Here is a 21,028-nt window from a genome sequence, read left to right as displayed (position 1 = left end):
TTTGAGATAATCTTTATCTAATATTTTTTTAGTCCTTGAAACATAGGGCTTGTTTAAGTGCGCCTATTTTTCAATTACTTAATTTTTTTAAAAATGTCTTGACTTTTAATAGTTAGTCACCTCATAAAGTCCGGCATTTACCAAAATCGAAAGCGCTTCCTGATTTACCTTCAGCGGATGCGCCCATATGATAAAGGGAAGCCCTATCTTCCTTCTGTATTTTTCAGAAAATTCCCGAACCCAATCCAAGTCCTCAGAAAAAATTTCATCCCAGAAATGAATATAATAAAAATGTTTCATTCTCTCTTTTGCCGTTAGGAGTTCCTCAATGACATGATCCACACTGCGCAGACGAACATACTTTCCTTTGTAGATCCGCTTTAAGCTGACTGCACAGCAGTAAGAGCAAACATACGGACAGCCCCTCGAAGCAGCTGTTTCATACCCCAAGCCCCGGACAGCCGGATCACCGGCAGAAATCTTGTCCTTATCAATGGTTATCTTGTTTCGCCCGCCGATACTAGGATAGGATAAAACATCCAGATTTTCTGTCAGCGGATAAAGAGAATTTTTCATAACTTGATCTTCTCTTCGGTATACGAGATTTCCCACCTCCGAAAAATCCAATTTTCCCTCCAATGCTCTGCAGAGTTCCACGATAGCCTGCTCTCCCTCGCCTCGTATCACAAAATCTGCTTCCTTAAGCGCCCGCTCCGGGAACATGGTTGGATATACGCCTCCCCACACGACCAGTGATTTTCCGCACCGCAGTCTGCGGCTGACAAGAGAAACCGCTTCCAGATATAAGGTGCTCATGACGCTGAGGCCGACAAACAGAGGTTTTTCTTCCCGTACCATATGGCTTAGCAGAGCCAGCTCTTTTTCTGTAGGCAGAGACGGCTTTGTGCTGTGATAGGATTTGAAAAAAATAAGTTTGACTTGATAGCCCGCCCGCTGGAGCGCTTTTTCCAAATAGCGCACCCCTATGGCATTTTGATTATAAAACGCAACCAGTATAACCTTGCCGAATACGCTCTCCGCCTCTTTAAGTGACAAGATATTCCCTGCTTGGCAAGGCTGAACTGCCTTTTTAATAGCTTTTGCCTCGCAAAAACACCTGTCTTGCTTCATAAGGGGTAATGCCCCGGAATGCAACGATTTAGCGGGATACTTCTCCCCCGCCGAAAAAAGAAAGTAGTTCCCGCCGCCGGAAAGAGCGGCGAACATCTTGCTTTTCGCTATAATCATCCAAATAACCCTCATCTCTTCTGAAATAATTCTTCCACACTTTTTCCGTCATTGAGAAATTGTTGAATAGCCAGTGCCTCATCCAGTGTAAAATAACTATAGCCCTTCAGCTTTCTAAGAAAGCTATGATAGCTGATGCCCAAATCTTTGGCAAATTCGTATTTTGATTTTCCTATCTTCCAAAGGCTCGCTTCCAGCTGAGGATACATCTTATCCCACCTCTCAACACGAAATATCGTTTTATAGAAAGTATAATAACACGAAATAATATTATTGTCAAATTATTTTCGTTATTCTGCAATAAGATTTCGTTTTATTTTGTTGAAGAAGAAAGCTGAACATGATATGATGAGAAAAAGGAGTGGTTTTACATGACCAGAGAAGACTATTTAAAGTCGCTCATCAAACAGAGGGGAATCACCTTAAAAGACTTTGCCAAAAAGATTGAGATGCCGTACAGCACACTGCTCTCGATTTTAAATACATCGGTGGGCGGCGCGTCGGTGGACAATGTGATAAAGATATGCAGGGGGCTTCAGATTTCCATTGCAGTGCTTCAGGGGTTTAAAGAAAACGAAGTATCCGATCCTGTTCTGACAGAGAATGAATGGAATTTGATCGAAGCGTTCCGCAGACAGGAAGATATGCAGAAAGCGGTCCGCCGTATTCTTCAGATAGAGGACTTCTGAAAGGAATCTCTAGCCACAGGTGTAAGTGAAATGGTCGATTTCATTCTGAATACGACAGGTACTATACTGGGCTATGATATTTATCATTTATAGAAAAGGAGTGAAAACAATGAAACTGATCTCATGGAATGTAAATGGTTTGCGTGCCTGTCTCCAGAAAGGCTTTTTGGAATCAGTGGTGTCACTGCATGCGGATATTATCTGTCTGCAAGAAACAAAAATGCAGCAGGGACAAGCACAAGTCGAACTTCCGGATTACCTTCCGTATTGGAACAGTGCGGGAAAAAAAGGTTACTCCGGCACTGCTGTATTTACCAAGAAAAAGCCTATCAATGTGATGTATGGACTTCCTCAGGAGGAACACAATCAGGAAGGCCGGGCAATTACACTGGAATTTGAGTCTTTTTTTCTTGTAAATGTATATGTCCCCAATGCACAGGAAGGCTTAAAGCGGCTGGATTACCGCATGAAGTGGGAGGATGATCTGCGCGCCTATTTAAAAGGGCTGGATCAAAAAAAGCCGGTCATTCTCTGCGGCGATATGAATGTAGCCCACAAGGAAATCGATTTGAAGAACCCCAAACCGAACCGTGGAAATGCCGGTTTTTCGGACGAGGAGCGCGGAAAGATGACGGAGCTTTTAAACAGCGGCTTTATCGACACCTTCCGTTTGCTTTACCCGGAGGCGGAAGGAATTTATTCTTGGTGGTCCTATCGTTTCAGTGCCCGCGCCAAGAATGCGGGTTGGCGTATTGACTATTTTATTGTATCCGAGCGGCTGAAAGACCGCATCGAGGAGACCGCTGTTCACACTGAGATTATGGGAAGCGATCACTGCCCTGTCTCTCTTAAACTCAATATGAAGCAGGAATAACAGATAAAGGATGCCCGCCTCTTTTTTAAAGGCGGGCTTTTTTTCAAAAACACAATCATTCTTCTGAAACATATTTCGTGCAAAAACAAAGTTTTTATTGAAAACGAATTCTGGCAAATCCGGCTTTCCCTTTTTTCAAGACAACTTCCGACTTTCCCTCCACTAAAAAGTTGACGTCGGTTATCGGCTTATTGTCAACTTTGATCCCATTTCCCTGAATCAGCCTTCTGGCTTCCGAATTCGATGAGGCAAAACCTGCAAGCTTCAAAAGTTCAATGATGCCGTTGTTGGAAGCTGACGTTTCAAAGGTATTCATCTGTTCGGGAACTTTTCCTGCGGCCACCTTCTCATACCTTATTTTTGCTTCCTGTGCCGCCTGTTTACTGTGATACATCGAGACGATCTCTTCCGCATACAGGAAATGTGCCTTGCGTATATCCTCCCTTAGCAGCGGCTGGAATTCTTCCTCCGCAAAGTCTGTTGTCAGACGGAAGTAATCCTCCAGAATGGAGTCGGGTACCTTCATTGCCTTTTCAAACATAATTTCCGATGCTTCATCAATTCCAATATAATTGTCCAATGATTTACTCATCTTTTCCACGCCGTCCAGTCCGGGCAGAAGAGGAAAGGTGAGCACATCCTGGGGTTCCTGCCCATAGTCCTTCTGCAGTTCCCTTCCTACCAGCAGATTAAAGGTCTGATCGCTTCCTCCCACCTCAATATCCGCATGCAGGGCAACTGAGTCATATCCCTGCATCAAGGGATAAAAAATTTCATGAAGCCCGATGGGGGCGTTCTCCCGGTAACGCTTCTCAAAATCATCCCGTTCCATAATACGGGCCAATGTATATTTTCCTGCCAGCTGAATCACATCGGAAAAAGTCATTTCACAAAGCCACTGGGAGTTATATGTAATTTTGGTTTTATCCGCATCTAAAATTTTTGTGACCTGCTTTAAATAGGTTTCCCCGTTTTCTCTCGTCTGTTCAAAGGTCAAAGGCTGACGGGTTTTGCTTCTTCCGGATGGATCACCGATCATACCGGTAAAATCTCCGATAACAAAGATGATCTCATGCCCTAGTTTCTGCAGAAGACGAAGTTTTCGCAGAACAACGGAATGCCCAAGATGAAGATCGGGCCGTGATGGATCCGCGCCCAATTTGATTCTAAGTTTCCTGCCGCTTTCCAGCTTCTTTTGAAGGCTATCTTCTGAATAGATAGAAACGGCATCTCTCCGAATTCTCTCCATAACTTCCTTTGCATTCATTTCTCTCATTTTCTTCTCCTTTTTTACAAATAAAAAAGTCCAAGACTCTGAAAAGCCTTGGACTGTCTGTGTTTTTTCCGCTTATCCCCTTGAAAACGGACGCAGCAATCCAGGCCTGTTCGGATAAACAGGCAGATAGTAATAGATAACTTTTAACAGTATATCATTCATCGGAAACTACATCCTTTTCGGAGAGATAAATTCATATACCACAGAGTATAACACAAGTATCTTTTCATTGTCAAGCTTTCCCTTCAGAGAAGATTTTACGACATTTCACAAAAAATTCTGTGTCAGAGAAATTCACACAACTTTCTATATTGAGAAAAAGAGCAGGCTGCGAAAAACAAGCAATGCCAATGGTTTCTCGATGGAGCCATTGGCATTTTGCATAGTGAAATGCATGCAATCTGTTTCTTTTTATCTTTTCTCTGTTATCCCTTGCGGTAGACCGAGTTTTTCGACAGACTGAGAGCTGCCAGAACGGCAGCTCTCATCTATATAAACTGCTGTCAGTCATTCCGAAGGAATGACTTTGCAGAGTTACTTTGATGGTGTATATTCTGCAAGTTTCATACTGAGTTTTGCGGTTTGACCGTTTCTGGATATTGTGAAAGTGACATTGTCCCCTACCTGATAACCATCCAGTTTTTGCTTCAGAGCGGAACTGCTGGAAACTTCCGTCCCATCAATTGCGATGATACGGTCGCCAGACTGGAATCCCGCCTTCTGGGCATTGGAACCCTGTTCCACATTCTGCACATAGAGGCCGGGTGTTCCTACTCTATAAATCCAGGCCATCTGAATGTTCGATACATCCACTAAACTCATGCCCAGATCTACCCTGCCTTTGACATAACCGTATTGGGTCAGCTGCTGAATAATTTCTTTCGCCGTGTCAATCGGAATGGCAAATCCAAGACCTTCTACACCTTCACCCGAAGATTTCGCATTGACAATTCCGATCAGTTCGCCTTTTCCATTGAACAAACCACCGCCGGAATTACCCGGATTGATCGCCGCATTGGTCTGCAGCAGGGTCATGGTAGTATCGTCAATTGTGATTTGCCGATCAAGTGCACTGATGATACCATCGGTTACTGTTCCGCCCAGTTGCCCCAGCGGGTTTCCGATAGCTACCGCCAGTTCTCCCACCTGCAAATCAGCAGAAGATCCGATGGTTGCCGCCTTCAGGTTATTTTCCTTGATCTTGATCACCGCGATATCCGTTTTCGCATCGGTTCCCACTAGGGTAGCCTCATAGCTCTCCCCATTGTGGAGGCGCACTGTAATTTTGCTTGCATTTTCAATAACATGATGATTGGTGGCAATATAACCATCGGTGGATACAATCACACCGCTTCCCGCACCGCTCTGGATTACTTGACGCATCATCTGATTTGTTTGCACTGTTTCTGTGGTGATCTCTACCACAGTGTCCCGGTTCATTTCGGCGATCTGAGCCACGCTCAAATTGCTTCCAGTGAACAGGGCAGTATTCACGAGAGCGGATGATGCCGAGGCCGTCTGGGTAACATTTTGCGTCTTTTCATTTAAATTTGCCGCCAGATATCCGCCCCCAAATCCGACAGCTGAGGAAATTAGCACGCACATAGCAAGCAGGCAGGCTGCCATTTTTTTGCTCAAAAAAACCGTTTCCTTTTTCGGATTACAGTTCGGTTTCCAAGATTCATTATTATTTTGTGGAATCATATCATACATTTTTCAGGACCTCCTTCTTTTGATATTTTTATCATACTCTAAAAAAGTGAAAAAAGTTTGAAGCAGATGTGAAAAAAATATGAAAATTGGATGATTTCCCTCAAATTCTGAAGCCATCACACTTTCTTCCGGTTTCATATTCTTCTTTCAAATAATCACTGGGATCCGTGCTGAACATGCCATCGATCACCAGATCTCCCTTTCTGTCTTTCTTGAGAAAAAGCTTTCCGCCATTGATAGACATTTCGGGTTGTCTTTCCACCGAATAGGAAAGGCCGCTGAGCGCATTGTAGTCATAGATTGAATAAAGCATTCTATTTTCCTCCGTCCCTGTCAATGAGTTCATAAAGTTTGTCCAATGCGTTGGAGATTCCCCCCAACTCATCAATGACTCCTTCCCGTACAGCGTCCTGCCCAAAGAGAATAGAGCCCACATCATTGGCAATCTCCCCCGTTTTCAGCATCAGGGAGGTAAACTTTTCCTTAGTGATTCTGGAATTGTTCGCTACAAAAGAGGCGATCCGCTCCTGCATTTTATCGAAATACTGAAAGGTTTGGGACACACCAATAATCACCCCGTTCATCCGTACAGGATGAATGGTCATCGTTGCAGACGGGGCAATAAAAGAATAATCCGCTGAAACGGCCAATGGAACTCCAATGCTATGTCCGCCGCCGAGAACAAGGGAAACCGTCGGCTTTCGCATGGTGGAGATCATCTCAGCGATAGCCAGCCCTGCCTCCACATCACCACCCACGGTGTTCAGAATAATAAGCAGTCCTTTGATATCCTCCGCCTCCTCGATCGCAACCAGCTGAGGAATCACATGCTCATACTTGGTTGTCTTCGTTTGCGGCGGCAATATAATATGCCCTTCAACCTGCCCAATGATCGAAAGGCAATGTACCTTTCCTTTTTTTGTAGTGATATCTGTAGAGCCTGTTTCCATGATTTCCTGCTGCTTCTTTTCTTTTGATTTTTTATCTGACAACAAAATCCCTCCGTCTTAATAAGATGATAACACTTTTGCCTTGCAAAAAATCCACTGTAAAAACGTTTCAACCTCGCAAAGCGAGGTTCTATTCAAATATTTTATATACTTACTATTATTTTGTGTGATTATGATTGATTAATACTCCGAATTTTGATAAAATAAAAAAATAAGAATAACGAGAGAGTGATAAGTATGCCAATTAAGATACCCAATGAACTTCCGGCCAAAAAAACGCTGGAATCCGAAAATATATTTGTCATGACGGATAAGAAAGCTGCCAAGCAGGATATCCGTCCGCTTCGCATTATACTGCTCAACCTGATGCCGACAAAAATCGTCACGGAAACGCAAATTCTGCGTCTTCTGGGCAATACTCCTTTGCAGGTAGAGGTTCACTTTATGACCACCAAGTCCTACACCTCAAAAAACACCCCGCATGAACATCTGGTCAATTTTTATGAAACCTTTGACGCATTCAGGGAACAAAAATTTGATGGTTTGATTATCACTGGTGCACCGGTCGAAAATCTCGAATATGAAGAGGTGGATTACTGGGATGAAATCTGTGAAATCATGGAATGGTCCAAGACGCATGTCTACTCCACTTTCCATATTTGCTGGGGAGCCCAGGCAGGGCTGTATTACCATTATGGTATTCCAAAGTATCCGCTTCCAGAGAAGATGTTCGGCATTTTCTCCCACAAGGTCAACAAACCTACCTCCAAGCTGATGAGAGGCTTTAACGATTATTTCTATGCACCCCATTCCCGTCACTCGGAAGTGCGCACAGAAGATATCAAAAAAATAAAAAAACTTGAAATTTTGGCTTATTCCAAGGAGGCCGGCGTTTATATAGCCGCTTCCAAGGACGGACGGCAAATCTTTGTGACAGGTCATTCGGAATACGATGCGAATACACTGGCACTGGAATATGAAAGAGACGTCCAAAAAGGACTGAAGATTGCCGTTCCTGTCAACTATTATCCCGGCGACAACCCCAAAAACAAGCCGGTAGTCACCTGGCGCGCGCATGCCAGTCTGCTGTACTCCAATTGGCTGAATTATTATGTTTACCAGACAACACCTTATGATGTGACCAAAATTAAGTAATCATAAAACAAATTGTTTTGATTCACATACAAAGAGTTCCAGGCATTTTATAATCGCCTGGAACTCTTTTTTTATAACATAGGAAATTGCGCGGAATCGTGCGCAATTGCATGTTTCAAAAAACAGCGTGCGAAGCACGGCTGCGTTTTTCGGAATGAAAACTTTTTTATAAAGGAGGATCACCTTGTCATTGAATGATCCATCAGAAAATGATATTCCCAAAGATATCTTGCTTTTCATTACTATCGAAAAAATATTAGCTTTTCCGATGAAAATGGAGGATATAAAAAGGTTATCTTTTTGTCACTAACGCATCTTCTCTTGCGGATACAATTTGAGCCTTTTCCTTTCAAATTCAATTCTTTTCAATTGTTCAGGGCTTTCGGAAAAAGCGTTTCTGAACATTTATACCCTCTTCTACGAATCAAGAACTGAAAGCATTTATCAACCTCTTTTTAGAATAGCATCCATATCCTGCTCCGGCGCTGTAATGGGCTGCAGCCCATAGGTATCTACTAACACCTTTACAACGCTTTCGGATAGAAATGCGGGAAGCGTTGGCCCCAAATACATATTTTTAATTCCCAGGGACAAAAGGGTCAGCAGGATACAAACCGCTTTCTGTTCATACCATGACAGCACCAATGTCAACGGCAAATCGTTTACCGTACATTCGAACGCATCCGCCAAAGCCAAGGCTACTTTTATGGCACTGTAAGCGTCATTGCACTGTCCCATATCCAAAATCCGGGGAAGTCCGTCAATCTCGCCCAAATCCAGATCATTAAACCGGTATTTTCCGCAGGCAAGCGTCAATACCAGCGTATCCATGGGTGTCTGTTTCACAAATTCCGTATAATAATTTCGGCCGGGATGTGCGCCGTCACACCCCCCTACAAGGAAGATATGCTTAACGGCTCCATCCTTTATGGCACGGATAACCTTATCCGCATTAGCCAGTACCGTTCCATGCGCAAAACCCGTTGTCAGGATATGTCCGCCATTGATGCCGCTCATGCTGTGATCGTGTTCATAGCCGCCCAGTTCCAGCGCTTGTTCCATTAAGGGCGTAAAATCCTTATTTCCATGCTCATCGGCTGTGATATGCGTCAGCCCTTCGTATCCCACAACCGAAGTGGTATATATGCGATCCTGATAGCTCGGACGCTGCGGCATAAGACAATTGGTGGTAAACAAAACAGGAGCCGGAATATTTTCAAACTCTTTTTGCTGACTCTGCCATGCTGTCCCGAAATTGCCTGCCAGATGGGAATACTTCTTCAGTTCTGGATAGCCATGGGCGGGGAGCATTTCACTGTGGGTATAAACATTGATTCCCTTATCTTTGGTCTGTTCCAGCAACAGTGATAAGTCCCTCAGGTCATGTCCTGACACGACGATAAACGGGCCCTTTTTGATATCGGTGTTTACTCTTGTGGGCACCGGCATACCAAAAGATTCTGTGTTTGCGCGATCCAGCATCTCCATACATTTTAAATTGACCTGTCCAAACTCCATGATAAGCGCAAGCCATTCCTCAATGGTATGCTCCGTGTTTATTGCAGTCAATCCTTTATAAAACCAAGCGGTTACCTCATCGTACTCATATCCCAGATTCATGCTGTGATGCGCATAAGCCGCCATTCCCTTCATCCCGAAGAGCAGCGTCGAACGCAAGGAGACAATATCCGTTTCACCATGAAACAATTCCACAACTGGCCGCTCTTTGAAGCCGCCGATAGCTTTCGTTTCAGAGACAATGCGTTTGATAAAGCTACGGATGGACATATTGTCAAAATTCACGTTGGTAAGCGTTGTAAACAGTCCGTCTATTACAAGACGATCCGATTCTTTGGTTCGATACTGCTTCTCTGTCACAGCCTCGGCAAGGCGAATCAGTTCACATACCAGTTCGTCCTGCAGATTTGCGGTTTCCGGCTGTTTGCCGCAGACGCCTGTGCGGACACAACCTTTGTTTCCAGCTGTCTGCTGGCATTGAAAGCAAAACATATCTGGCATAAATCTACCTCCTATTTTTCCTGTTCAAGAGCTCATAATCCTTTTATTTTTATGAGATCTAGGTTTCCCAAAACAGCAGATTTTATACTATTTTACAGAAAAACTGCCTCCCAAAATGACAGCCATACCACTAATATATCCTAATTATTCCCACATCATATTTTGCTGCATAAAAAACAAGAGTGCTCATATGAGCACTCTTAACTAACACAAAAAAATTATGAATCGGAACTTTTTATTTAATTTCCAGCCCGAACCTCATCAAATTCCTGCTGAACCTGTTTCGGCGGAACGGGTGTAAGCAAAGAAACGACCACAATGCACAGGCAGGAGAATAAAAAGGCTGGCAGCAATTCATAAATATTGAACGCACCGCCCAAAGGCCGCATCACTAGCTTCCAGAAAAAGACCATGACACCGCCGCCGATCATTCCGGCAACCGCACCAGCCTGATTGATTCGTTTCCAGAACAAAGAAAACAATACCAAAGGACCAAAGGTAGCGCCAAACCCAGCCCAGGCAAAGGACACAATCGTGAAGATAACACTGTTTTCATCCAAGGCAATGATAATGGCAATAACCGAAATAGCCAAAAGTGTGATACGGGAAACCATCATTACTTGCCGATCACTGGCATTTTTCTTAAAGATACCCTGAAACAAATTTTTTGCAAATGACGAGGCAGCAATCAGCAGATAAGAGTCCGAGGAACTGATCGTAGCAGCCAAAATTCCCGCCATCACAAAGCCTGCAAGCAGCGGAGGCAAGAGTTTTGTAGACAAAACGATAAATATATTCTCAGCGGCTGCACTTGTCGTTAGTGCAGTCGGCATAAGCGCCCGTCCCACAATTCCAATAAACACGGCAACCGTAAGGGATATGACAACCCAGATTGTGGCTATCCGCCGGGAACTAGCAAGCTCTCTCTCATCGCGGATCGCCATAAAGCGCAACAATACCTGAGGCATTCCAAAATAGCCGAGCCCCCATGCCAATGTGGAGCAAATGGTGATGAATCCATAGCTGCCCGCTTCTCCGAACAAAGGAACCCCATTTGCAGCTTGCTGCACCCCGTCCACTGTTACCGGAGTGGCAATCCCGAAGAATTCAAAAAATCCAGGAATACTTCTTGCATTCTCCAATACCGCGGAAGGTCCTCCCGCAGATATGGTGCTAACCGCCACGATACACACCAAGGCGATAATCATAACAATCGCCTGCATGAAATCAGAGGCGCTCTCCGCCAGAAATCCTCCAAGAATCGTATAGATTAAAACAAATACCGCTCCCAAAATCATCATAGGCACATAAGGTGCGCCAAACAGGGAGGAAAATAATTTTCCGCAGGTCACCAGGCAGCTGGCGGCATAGACAGTGAAAAAAATCAGGATAAAAATCGCTGAAATTGTCATAATAATTTTTTTCTTCTCATGAAAACGATTGGAAAAAAATTCAGGAAGCGTAATGGAATTTCCAGCTTTTACACTGTACCGGCGCAGACGTTTGGAAACCAAAAGCCAATTGATGTATGTACCGACTCCCAATCCGATAGCGGTCCATGCCGCGTCGGCAAGACCACACCAATAAGCGACTCCGGGCAACCCCATAAGAAGCCATCCGCTCATATCCGAGGCCTCGGCGCTCATGGCTGCCACCCAAGGCCCTAAAGTTCGTCCGCCAAGAAAATAATTTTCCGAGCTTTGACTCGCACGTTTGGCAAAGGCAATCCCTATACCGATGACCACAGCCATATAAATACACATGGCGATAAGAATTTGTACTGTGCTTGCATTCATTCTATTTTTCCCCTTTTTCAGTGTCACCAACCGGTGCATACTTTCTTTCATATATCATAAATCATATCATATTATAAGAAGTTTTTCAATGCAGTTGCGCAGATATGATAAAATTATTTATTTTTTCTCTCCCGATATGTCGAATACTAACAAAAAAGCAATATAGCATAGGCAAACAAATTGAATAGAGAATTAAGCAAAAAACTCTTTTTTGTCTTTCTTTTGCCACAATTCCTTGTCCAGATTGGAAGCGAATTTGTGGCGGAAGAGTGCGTCTATGATTTCATCGCCGAAAAAAATCAGAAATTTGATTTGAAAAACCCGCATATTCTAGGATATGCGGGTTTTTCACCGGAATCTTTTCATAAAGTTTTGGCAAAAAGCTTAAAAATCCATGCTGTTATTTATAATATTTGTAAAACAAAAACAGAAATTGTCACTCAATATTCTAAATGAATCTTACCACTCTTATTTCCCTAATCTGACACAGTGTTCTCTTTGATCCACTGTTCAAACTCATCAACAGGCAGCGGCTTTGAATAGATATATCCTTGAACCATATCACATTTGATGCCCCGTAAAAAATCAAGCTGAGAATCAAACTCAATTCCTTCTGCCACGGTTTGTATATTCAGTTTTTTGCTTAAATTTACGATTGTTTCCACGACCCATTCCGAACGCTTTGCCGTTTCATCTTTAAAAAAGCTTCGATCCAGTTTTATGGTATCAACGTCAATTACACTCAAAAGACTCAAAGATGAATAGCCAAATCCAAAGTCATCCAAAGAACATTGAAACCCTATCTTGTGCATTTGATGAATCACATTTTTCACAAAAGAAAATTCCGTACTATCAAAAATCACAGATTCTGTAAGTTCCAGTTCAATCAGCCCGTCAGGAATATGGTACTGGTTTTTAATCGCTTCAAACTGTGATAAAAAGTTCATAATTTTAAATTGCTGCCTGGATAAATTCACAGAGATCGGAAAAACAGCTTCTCCGCTTTCCAGCCTATGTTTTATAAAATTGCAAACCTGTTCAAAAACGAATAAATCAAGCCTGCAAATGGATCCATTCTTCTCAAAAAGAGGTATAAAGTCAGATGGATATATCACGCCCCGTCCCGGATGCTGCCAGCGTATCAATGCCTCTGCCCCGCCTATTTTCCCATCGCACAGCCTTACTTTGGGCTGTAAGTAAATTTTAAAATCCCCATTTTCTAAAGAGGGCTCCATAAGATTGAGTAAATCCTGCTCCATCTGAAGTTTTTGTATCAGTGCTTCATTGTAGAAAAAGCAAGCGGAATCTTCTTCAGGCTGATATCTGCAAGCTATATTTGCTCGTTCAATAATAACTTTTATATCCATGCTTGGGTCATTGATTAAATATGCCCCCCGTAATATTGTTAAATAATATGGAATCTGGATGTCGTTATTGAAACGGTTAATCTCTGTGACAAGTTGAGCCAGCCTCTTGCGAAGCGCTTCCGGCTTTTCTGCCCTGACACACAGCAAAAATTTATCTGCCTCTGCATGTATCGCCAACTCATCGTCAAAAATATTATTCTTTATTGTTCTGAAAATATAACGGATCGTATTGTTTCCCTCTTCAAACCCAAATCTTTCGTTTATTAACTTAAACGATTTCACATTCAGCGAAACCATATAATAAGAGCAGGGGGGCATATTGTTAATCAGCTTCTTGCTCATCTGGTAAAAGCGATTCAGATTTATGTCACCGGTTACAGGATCTGTATATGCTATTCGCTCCACGTCACGATTATGTTTTCTCCAGTTAATCATCATAAAAATAAGGATGATGACAAAAATCAAAATAATCAGAAATGCAATAGCAAAAGCCATCAGCATGTAACTATCTGTTTCTGCGGAAATAAAATCCGCCGGAATGATTGTCAATAGCGTCCAATTATACACTGTCAATGCATTATAGGACATTAATACATTGTCTCCACTCACAGTTGTAAAGGAAAGATTTCCATCCTGACGTTTTTTTATGTTTTCCATTAACTGCTCAATCTCTCTCACCAGAACCGGATCCTTTTTTTCCTGAAACACATCGTCCAACGCCATGAAAATCTTCAGATCCCTTGGAGAAATAATAACATGATAGTCGCTGTCAATGATACAGGATACCCCGTTCCCTCCAAAAGCATGGCTTTCCAGCAAAAGCTGCATTTTCTCTTTGTTGATTACCCCGGCTAACACCCCGATAATTTTATCCCCATTCTTGTTTGGTACGGTATATAAAATACTTTGTTCCTGCAAAAATGAAACGCCGGGCATACCGTTTATAGCCTGTGTATACGCGTCGAGATGCTTTATATTCTGCGTTTTCCCGTCCGTAAAAAGAATATCCCCCTCCAGATTTGCTATGCCGAACGCGCTAAATCCCATGAAATCCAATTTGTCGTTTAAATATTGTATTTGATCCTCTATACTGTCATGCTCTTCAAGTGTATCCTCTAATATTTCTAAATTTTCTGTCACATCCTGTAACCTGGAATCAATCTCTCGTCCCATTTGATAAGCTATGTCATTTATATATAGCTTTGTTGTATTTCCAATAACGTTTTGCAGTTTGATTACACTTATAATTGTTGTGACAGAGGCTATTATCATAAAAATAGATATGATAATGAGAAATACCGGTTTTTCTCTCGTATACGTTCGAACCTTCATAATTTTCATCACTTCCATTTATTGTTAATCTTTTAACAAATTTTACGGATTAACAAAAATACAATGAAAAAATATAAATTTTCTGTGTTCTCTCGGGCATAAAAATGAACGTTTTTTCAATCAGACAAATCTTGCAGACGAAAACAAGAGATCAAAATTTATTTTTTATTATAACAAAAAAATCCTTTAAAATCAACTGTGTTAAGAATTTTCACCAAGATGTTTTTAACACTTTTCCGACTCTTCTATCCAAATTTTTCTGTGATTTGAAAGAAAAAGTCAAATAGAACAATCAATATGATATATTGGTGCAAACAAAGATAGGAATCAAACGGAAAAAGATTTACAGATTCATTGTATTGTAAAATATACAGCGTCCTTTTAAGAGCAGTTTTCTTTGAAAGGGACAGAAATTTTGATAAACGAAGATTTTTTATCAATCAAACAGTCGAAAGCGGCTTTCGATAAGGGCTTTTTCTTAGAATGCAACAATTCAGGCGGAGATTGTACTTCACTGAAAAACCAAGATGTCCACCACCTCTTCAGGTGGTGGACATCTTGGTTTTTCATTCTAAACTTTTACAAAATTGAAAGAGGGCGATAAGACGAAACGGCAGCATTCCTCATGCAGAGAAACGCCGTCTTTTCGGCAAACTGGGCTCCCTCATCTATATAGGATGAAAGATAAAAATTTATTCGCCAATCGGATCATTTATCAGGGTTGCCACTCTGAATTCATGTCTATGCCCGTCACTCAGTTCCGTAACAGATTCCAGAAAATGGACATGCCGGCCATCGCCCACTGGAATAGCGCCTAGTGTCTGACCGCAAAATTCATGAAAATGATTTTCATAAAAATCTGTACGGAATTTGATGTTGTGCACATGATCTTGATTGTTGATGCGAATCACTTCGTCCGTCACTGTCGCAAAGCGGTGATTATGGGGATCATCTTTTTCGGCGATTTGCAGACTTCCAAGAACTTCATGCACATGTGTCTGATCCCACCCATTACACTGGCATTGGTTGCAACACATTTCTTGCTCTGAAAACATTTTTGTTTCTCCTCACATAATAAATATTCATAGGGTTAAAAACCTATAATATTCTATGCAAAGATTACCGAAACGTTTATTCAAAAATCTAACTTTGCGTCCACTTTTGCTTGACATGACCAAATTTTTTCTTTGAAATATCGTCTCACTTTTTGAGAGCACTTCACAAAATGTTCTGCGGTGTTCTTAAGTATGCTTAAGCATTAGGGAGTTGGACCCCATATGCCCTGCACTTGTTAAATTTCCGCCTTTTCGGATTGTCGGTCTTGCAAGGCGTCAGCCTTGCTGCACCCTTACACACCAAAAAACGAAAATTTTCCTATGTGCAGGGTCGCAGAGTTTCCACAGAGCAAATTTTTTCGTAAAACAAGGAAAAAGCGCAGATAATCCTGACGGATTGACAAGCATTTTGACGCGGGATTGCGGAAAATTTGCCTGTGGAAACCATATTGTGTTCGACTCTCTAATGCTTAACCCACATTGGCATATTCCTGAAGCGGACCGCTGTAAATCAGCCTTTTTTGTTCCAGTTTCAAAAAATCCTCCGGTCTTAGCAGGGTATACTCTTTTTCAAACTGTGCTGTTCCGCTCTTTTCCAGAAGATATCCCACAAATTGTGAACAGACAAATTTCCGTTCCCGCCTCAGCGGAATATTCAATTTCATAAACACCAGTCCCAGGAAATTATATTTATAAGTCTGCTGTTCCTGCAAAAAATCCCCCAAAAGCTTTCTTAGCTGAGCATATTTTTGATTGCTTATCTCCACTTCAAACAACATACACTTGGTATCCTTAAATTTCAGAAAAATCCCCCCGCGGGGATCTTCCTTCACCAGTCCCGCAAGAAAGGGAAACAGCATACTCCGCCTTCCAAAGCTGTAAAGCTGTTCCAATTTGCTGTCAAACGCAATGGACACATGGGTGTATTCCGTGTGCGTCATAATCCTTAAAAATTTTGAAAACCGGGTTTGTGTTTGGGTTAACAATATATATATTTTTTTCAAAATGTATTCCTCCCGCTGTACAGCTTTTCTCTTGCCGGACGGACGGCTTGCGCACCATCCGGCGGAAAAGCTGCTGTTGAAAAATGAAAAATAATGGGCGTTCGCTATGTTTCACGGTAAGAATCGATTTCTATGATTACCTTAAATAGATCCCCGTCTATTTTGAGCCGCAATTCTCCCTTCTGGATTTTCATCAGAGAGGAGGCAATCGCAAGACCAAGACCGCTGCCCTCGGTGCTTCTTGCACTGTCACCCCGGGTAAAACGCTGCATTAAGGTATCTGCGTCAATATTTAAAGGATATTTTGAAATATTCTTTACCTCGATCATCGTCTTCCCTTCCCGCTCTTTCAGATCGATGTAAACCCTCGAGTGATCCAGCGCATATTTAAAGATATTGGAAAAAATATTTTCAAACACGCGGGAGAAATGCCTTCCATCTGCCTGAACATAGTATTTTTCTGCATCCTTGCTGACGATAAAATCCAAATGGTGTTCTTTGATGCGGTCGTCATGTTCCCCCAGCATTTGTTCAATCAGAGAAAAGACCTCTATTTTATCAAGATGAACCGTCAGATTTCCGCTGGTAGCCTTGGAAACCTCAAACAGATCATCTGTCAGCACTTTCAGCCGCTGGGCTTTGCCGTATATAATATCAACGTATTTCTCAGCGTTCCCGCTCTGCACGCCCTCTTTCCTCAACAGGTCACTGTAATTCAGAATGGAAGTGAGCGGCGTGCGGATGTCGTGGGACACATTGGTCACCAGCTCTGTCTTCATTTTCTCACTTTTCAGCATATCATTCACAGCGTTTTCCAATCCGTTTTTCATCGAATTGATATCCTCTGCCAACGGCTTAAACAGGTGTTTCCTTTTCAGATCAATCTCATAGTCCACATTGCCCTCTCGGATCTCTTCCGTCGCTTTTTTGATGTCCAAATACTCATCCGTTATCTTGACAATGACATATAAAATGCCGATGATCAGCAGTATCGTGATCGGAAAGAAGACAACGGATACCGCTGTAAGCACCAAGACTGCCAAAGTCAAAAGTACAACCTTCAGCCGAGCGGCATTTCCTGTGAACAGGCGGTTCATCATGTCCCAGAATTTCTTCACAAACCAATACAAAACTTGAACAATCAGGGTATGTCGGAGAACGCTGTGCGTCTTCAGCCGTTTTACAACGGTCTGATAGAACATCAGAAAATACAGCACCCCCACAGCCAAAACAGCCGCAGCGGCGGGATATCTCCATACAGCATTGGTAAGTTCAAAGATGAGTCCGTAAGCCGCCATAATACAAAGTGCTGCAATGCCGGCCGTCAAACAAGCGTTCACATCCATATAAATGCGATCAAAATAATTCATATGGATCGGAGAATTCTTTTCCCTCCGGCCTGCAAAGATTGTCAGATAGATAAGCAGAAGCAGGGTTCCAACACCACAAAGAATCCACAGAGGTATTATGTTGTCGGTGAAATCCTTTCCCTCCGACCACTCAGCGATAAAGGGACTAAAGTATTCCTCGGTAAATCCAAGATAAATTTGTGCCTCCGAATTATAATTGTAAGGTCCGGATGAAATACGAATTTCATAAGTGACGCCTTCTTCATCGGAAAACGGCGGATTGATCACCTCCTCAAAGCCTCTGCGGATAAAACTGGCCGGCATGGCGCGGAACGTTTCCGCATTGCTGTCATCCGTGTTGGAAAAGGTGCTTTCTCCCAGATGTGCGTAATAGTACAACCCTTCTTTTTCGTTCAGTCTTCGCAATATGTTTTCAAATTGAAACAATTCGGCCTGAATCATGGATTGCCGGATCTCCTCCGAACGGTCTGCCTTGAATTTTTCATAGAGTTCTTCTCTCTGATACTCGGTGAGCCTGTCGTAATCCGAAAAATTTTCAGAAAATCTGGATCTGGAATTGTTGAATTCCGTTCGTATTTTATCCTCCAAATCCTCACTGGAAACGGTTCCTCCGTTTTGGACATTGTCCCTGCTCTTATACTCATAGATCAGCTTCTCCAGAAGGTTGACCTTATCGCGCACCATGTGCTCGTACTGATAAGAGTCGAAAAAACTTTCCTCTTTCGGCGCATACAGCATCAGTTCATTCTCCGCCATATACATCAATGATACGCCAAATGCTGTCACAAACACAATGACAAGAAAGACAGCCGCCGCTTTCACCCAGGGATTATGTCCGATATTTTTCGATTTTGTAGCCAATTCCCCACACCACCTTTAAATATTTTGGTTCTCTCGGATTGATTTCAATCTTTTCACGGATCCGTCTAATATGAACGGATACGGTGTTTTCAGGAGAAAAGGAAGGCTCGTTCCAGACCGTTTCATAAATTTCTTCAATGGAGAAAACTTTGCCCGCATTTTTCAGCAGCAGACGAAGGATTTTGTATTCCAGCGGCGTCAGCTTGACATCCTCCCCGTCCAGTGTGACTGTCTTTAAGTCGTCATCCAGCACAAGCCCTCCCGATACATAGGTGTTGCTTTTCTGCACCATACTGCCCAGGCTGGTATATCTGCGAAGCGCTGATTTCACTCTTGCAATCAGCTCCAAGGGATTAAAGGGCTTGGTGATATAATCATCCGCACCAATGTTTAGCCCAAGAATCTTATCCACATCCTCGGATTTTGCAGACAGCATGATGATGGGAATGCTGTATTCCTCCCGGATCTTTTTTGTGGCGCGGTTGCCGTCCAGATTCGGCATCATAATATCCATGATAATCAAATGGATCTCATTTTCCTCCACTGCTTTCAATGCCTGAATGCCATCGTAAGCTTTCAGGATATGATATCCTTCATTGGATAAATAAATGTCAATCGCGTCCACGATTTCTCTGTCATCGTCACACACTAAAATGTTCATTGTTTTCTCCCCTTTTATGAAATGTCCTCCTGTTTGATTGACGCATTCATTGTAAAATGCGCACTTTACAAACAGTCGGATAAAATTCTTACAAATTTCTTACAACGAAATTTTCTTTTGCCGTTATTTATTGTTGTGAATCATACCATACTAATTATACATCTTTGATTGATTTTTGGAAACAATTGCGGTATAATAAAGACACGACGTGAGCGGAAGATTCTCTTCCGACGGCTGAGTCTTTATTGAATCATCAATTTGTTTTGTTGCACAAAACCCGGCTGCTGCCGGATTTTACTTGCTTAAAATAAATTGTGGTATAATATCAAAAGATATAGAAATACCGTACTGCGGCAATCTATTTCCGCAGTATTTTATACAAAAGGAGTGAGCTGAAATGCTATTAAAAAACTGTAACTATCTAAACAGCAAATTTATCTTTGCCTCCGGTGATATCCGAATTGAGGAGGAACGGATTTCTGAAATTGCCAAAACACTGGAACCAAACCCTGGCGAGGAAGTGGTCGACGTCCATTTCAAAAAAGTAATCCCTGGCCTCGTGGACGTTCACACCCATGGCGCAGTAGGATTTGACGCTTGTGACAACACCAAAGAGGGCTTGCAGGCCGTTGCAAACTATGAAGCGGAAAACGGCGTGACCTCTTTTCTTCCGACAACCATGACCATTCTGGAGGAAGATCTGATGAAAGTTATGGCTACGGTAAAGGAATTTAAAGAGGAGCAGACCGAAGGCGCCACCGTCCAGGGAATCAATATGGAAGGTCCCTTCTTCTCCATGGCAAAAAAAGGCGCGCAGAACGGCGAATGGATCCGTGAGCCCGACATCGAAATGTTCAAACGGCTGTACAAGGCCAGCGGAGAAAATATCCGCCTGGTTGACTTGGCTCCGGAACTCCCAGGAGCCGAAGAGTTCATCAAGGAAGCTTCCAAGTTCTGCACCGTTTCCGTCGGTCACACCAACGGTACCCACGAGTCCACAAAGATGGCTTATGACAACGGTGCTTCCCACTGCACACATCTTTATAACGGGATGCCAGGCTTTTCCCACAGGGATCCCTCTGTCGTCGGCACCATCATTGACAGTGACGCCACAACCGAACTTATCTGTGACGGAATCCATATCAATCCGGTCATCGTGCGCAACACGTTCCGCGCGGTCGGCGAGGACAGATTGGTTCTGATCAGTGATTCTATGCGCGCTACCGGGATGGCGGATGGCGAATATGATCTGGGCGGTCAAACCGTCTATGTAAAAGGCAACACCGCGACGCTGAAGGACGGCACACTGGCCGGCTCCGCAACCAATCTGATGGGCTGTGTCAGAAAGGCTTATGAGTTCGATATCCCGCTGGAAAAGGCGGTGAAATGCGCCAGCTTAAATCCGGCGAGAGCCATCGGTATTGATAAGGATTACGGAAGTCTGGAAACCGGTAAGATTGCAAGCATCGTCGTTTTAAATGACGATTTAGAGGTAGAGAAAGTCTTCATAAAAGGCAAAAAATTTAAATAATTTTTTGAAAGCAAGAGCACTGCGCTATTTATCCGCAGTGCTCTTTTCATGAGTTCGCAAATTTCGACGCAATGATAATCGAAAAATTGAAAAGAGAAAAAAACAGGGCTGCAGCAGATTTTCTTTC

17 protein-coding genes are annotated in these 21,028 nt (G+C 42.8%); 4 read left to right on the top strand and 13 right to left on the bottom strand.

The window, feature by feature from the left end; translation table 11 throughout:
* Positions 1–105: 105 nt before the first annotated feature.
* Complete coding sequence (locus KQI32_RS08975; RefSeq protein ID WP_216424753.1) at positions 106–1,056, bottom strand: radical SAM protein; 951 nt, start codon at positions 1,054–1,056, stop codon at positions 106–108.
* Between the two features lie 203 nt (positions 1,057–1,259).
* Positions 1,260–1,457: a hypothetical protein gene (locus KQI32_RS08970; protein ID WP_177690531.1), complete on the bottom strand. Its 198-nt coding sequence runs from the start codon at positions 1,455–1,457 to the stop codon at positions 1,260–1,262.
* 162 nt (positions 1,458–1,619) lie between these two features.
* Between KQI32_RS08970 and KQI32_RS08965 the strand changes: the two genes are divergently transcribed.
* Both KQI32_RS08965 and KQI32_RS08960 read left to right on the top strand, forming a co-directional pair.
* On the top strand, positions 1,620–1,937 hold the full coding sequence (locus KQI32_RS08965) for a helix-turn-helix domain-containing protein (RefSeq protein ID WP_216424752.1): 318 nt from the start codon (positions 1,620–1,622) through the stop codon (positions 1,935–1,937).
* 109 nt (positions 1,938–2,046) lie between these two features.
* On the top strand, positions 2,047–2,811 hold the full coding sequence (locus KQI32_RS08960; protein WP_216424751.1) for an exodeoxyribonuclease III: 765 nt from the start codon (positions 2,047–2,049) through the stop codon (positions 2,809–2,811).
* Between the two features lie 94 nt (positions 2,812–2,905).
* Here the strand turns inward: KQI32_RS08960 and tyrS are convergent, their stop codons facing one another.
* From tyrS to KQI32_RS08940, 4 genes are all read right to left on the bottom strand, one after another.
* Positions 2,906–4,087, bottom strand: coding sequence for a tyrosine--tRNA ligase (gene tyrS, locus KQI32_RS08955; protein WP_253291133.1), 1,182 nt, complete (start codon positions 4,085–4,087; stop codon positions 2,906–2,908).
* Positions 4,088–4,621: 534 nt separating this feature from the next.
* On the bottom strand, positions 4,622–5,800 hold the full coding sequence (locus tag KQI32_RS08950; RefSeq protein WP_253291132.1) for a S1C family serine protease: 1,179 nt from the start codon (positions 5,798–5,800) through the stop codon (positions 4,622–4,624).
* 100 nt (positions 5,801–5,900) lie between these two features.
* Positions 5,901–6,113, bottom strand: a complete 213-nt coding sequence (locus KQI32_RS08945; protein ID WP_177690537.1) for a YlzJ-like family protein — start codon at positions 6,111–6,113, stop codon at positions 5,901–5,903.
* Position 6,114: 1 nt separating this feature from the next.
* Complete coding sequence (locus tag KQI32_RS08940) at positions 6,115–6,750, bottom strand: ATP-dependent Clp protease proteolytic subunit (RefSeq protein WP_177690545.1); 636 nt, start codon at positions 6,748–6,750, stop codon at positions 6,115–6,117.
* 237 nt (positions 6,751–6,987) lie between these two features.
* Here KQI32_RS08940 and metA point away from each other — a divergent pair, with 237 nt between their 5' ends.
* Complete coding sequence (metA, locus tag KQI32_RS08935; protein WP_177690539.1) at positions 6,988–7,905, top strand: homoserine O-succinyltransferase; 918 nt, start codon at positions 6,988–6,990, stop codon at positions 7,903–7,905.
* 444 nt (positions 7,906–8,349) lie between these two features.
* Here metA and hcp read toward each other — a convergent pair whose 3' ends face one another.
* The 7 genes from hcp to KQI32_RS08900 form a co-directional block, all read right to left on the bottom strand.
* Entirely contained in the window at positions 8,350–9,924 is a 1,575-nt protein-coding gene (hcp, locus tag KQI32_RS08930; RefSeq protein ID WP_216424750.1) for a hydroxylamine reductase, read from the bottom strand.
* Between the two features lie 239 nt (positions 9,925–10,163).
* Positions 10,164–11,720 (bottom strand): sodium/proline symporter PutP, encoded by a 1,557-nt coding sequence (gene putP, locus KQI32_RS08925; RefSeq protein WP_177689826.1) that lies wholly within the window; start codon positions 11,718–11,720, stop codon positions 10,164–10,166.
* A gap of 476 nt (positions 11,721–12,196) precedes the next feature.
* Positions 12,197–14,419 (bottom strand): EAL domain-containing protein, encoded by a 2,223-nt coding sequence (locus KQI32_RS08920; protein WP_216424749.1) that lies wholly within the window; start codon positions 14,417–14,419, stop codon positions 12,197–12,199.
* A gap of 692 nt (positions 14,420–15,111) precedes the next feature.
* Positions 15,112–15,474, bottom strand: coding sequence for a YmaF family protein (locus KQI32_RS08915; RefSeq protein WP_253291131.1), 363 nt, complete (start codon positions 15,472–15,474; stop codon positions 15,112–15,114).
* Between the two features lie 470 nt (positions 15,475–15,944).
* Complete coding sequence (locus KQI32_RS08910) at positions 15,945–16,478, bottom strand: hypothetical protein (RefSeq protein WP_177689824.1); 534 nt, start codon at positions 16,476–16,478, stop codon at positions 15,945–15,947.
* Positions 16,479–16,582: 104 nt separating this feature from the next.
* Complete coding sequence (locus KQI32_RS08905) at positions 16,583–18,709, bottom strand: sensor histidine kinase KdpD (RefSeq protein ID WP_216424748.1); 2,127 nt, start codon at positions 18,707–18,709, stop codon at positions 16,583–16,585.
* Positions 18,678–19,370 carry a response regulator transcription factor gene (locus KQI32_RS08900; RefSeq protein ID WP_177689822.1) on the bottom strand — a complete coding sequence of 231 codons (693 nt, stop codon included), beginning with the start codon at positions 19,368–19,370 and terminating at the stop codon, positions 18,678–18,680. Before KQI32_RS08900 ends, KQI32_RS08905 begins: the two co-directional genes overlap by 32 nt.
* Before the next feature lie 397 nt (positions 19,371–19,767).
* Here KQI32_RS08900 and nagA point away from each other — a divergent pair, with 397 nt between their 5' ends.
* Positions 19,768–20,901: an N-acetylglucosamine-6-phosphate deacetylase gene (gene nagA, locus KQI32_RS08895; protein ID WP_216424747.1), complete on the top strand. Its 1,134-nt coding sequence runs from the start codon at positions 19,768–19,770 to the stop codon at positions 20,899–20,901.
* Positions 20,902–21,028: the final 127 nt, after the last annotated feature.

Origin of the sequence: Acetivibrio sp. MSJd-27, assembly GCF_018918095.1 — a bacterium.
GTDB lineage: Bacteria > Bacillota > Clostridia > UMGS1840 > HGM11507 > HGM11507.
Note: the sequence above shows the minus strand (reverse complement) of the source record. Positions and strands in the feature narration are given on the sequence as shown.